A 1,203-nucleotide genomic window follows, 5' to 3' on the forward strand; every position below is an offset into this window, starting at 1 on the left:
GATGATATCTTAAGAGCATTTAAGGATGAAAATGCAATTCCCAATATCCTATACGAAATAGAAAGGCTTGAAACGGCTTGCAGTTTGGTGGAAGCAGGGCTTGGGGTTACAATTTTACCGGAAAACTATATAAGATCCGCTGCCCCCCCCAATACTGCAATTCGCGCAATCGATTCAAATTATTTGGAAAGGACTGTTTACCTGGCTTATTTGAAAGATCGATATCTGTCTCCCGCGGTATGTAGGTTAATCGAGGACATTCATAGCTTTTTTAAGAGTGATGTCAGGAACGGTGACTAAAAAAATCAACGGTAATGACAAAAAAACATTCCCCATATGCACATTGCACAGGGGGAATGTTTGATTTTATTGCTTTGGCCATTTCCCTCGATTTCCTTATAAACTGCTTGCTAGAGCAGTTTCAGTCTAAATTCGTCAGGGTAAATTAATTCGTGACACTGCCATCATCGTCTGGATCTCCAATACCCGCCGGATCTTTTTCCAATAGTGCCTCTTTGTCTTTTTCGTTCCATTTTGTTTTATATCCTAATGATTTCGCAACCCTTAACACCGGTAGATACGATTTTTTATCTGGTTTGAATGTTTCCAAGTCCCCTGTTCCAATTGCACCCAAACCAAGTAACAATTTGTCTGATTGGATATAGGGTTTTTCATCTATCAGTTTCATTTGTTCAGCTGAATAAGGATAAACCGCTCCATTCACTTTTAAGGTAAACGGTCCCTTTTTTTCTTCTTTTATTTCTTTTGGCTTTTTCGATTTATAGGAAACATTATACACTCCTTGAACAGTTCCTTCTCTCGTATTATCGGCTCCCCCATACATTTTCCCTTTTTCATAATCATAAATAACAGCTTGCACATTTCCGATATGCTGGGGTTTTTCTTCATAAACATGGCCTTTTGCCATTAACTCCAACCTTGTATTTTGTTCAATTCCCGGTTCCCATCTAACTGTCGGATATCCAGCGGAATAAATACGCGGCGCTAATATGGCATCTTGGATTGGCATTTTATGATCAAGCACGTTCATAATCGTTTCAGATACAGATGCTATTATCGTCGCTCCCCCTGGTGAACCAATGGCCATGAAGGGATTGCCATCCTTTAATACGAAGGTCGGTGACATACTGCTTCTTGGTCTTTTTCCTGGTTCCACCTGGTTAACTCCACCCGGTGTTGCAT

Annotated in this window: 2 protein-coding genes; one reads left to right on the plus strand and one right to left on the minus strand. The window is 40.2% G+C overall.

Annotated features, from left to right (window positions below; translation table 11 throughout):
• A partial coding sequence (locus ACFVSH_RS26845; RefSeq protein WP_387708874.1) for a LysR family transcriptional regulator substrate-binding protein occupies positions 1–300 on the plus strand: 300 nt, incomplete at its 5' end.
• 145 nt (positions 301–445) lie between these two features.
• On the opposite strand, the gene ACFVSH_RS26850 is transcribed toward ACFVSH_RS26845, so the two are convergent.
• The coding region (locus tag ACFVSH_RS26850) for a gamma-glutamyltransferase (RefSeq protein WP_387708876.1) at positions 446–1,203 on the minus strand (758 nt) is incomplete at its 5' end.

Source organism: Peribacillus sp. NPDC058002 (assembly GCF_042886655.1).
Lineage (GTDB): Bacteria > Bacillota > Bacilli > Bacillales > DSM-1321 > Peribacillus > Peribacillus aracenensis.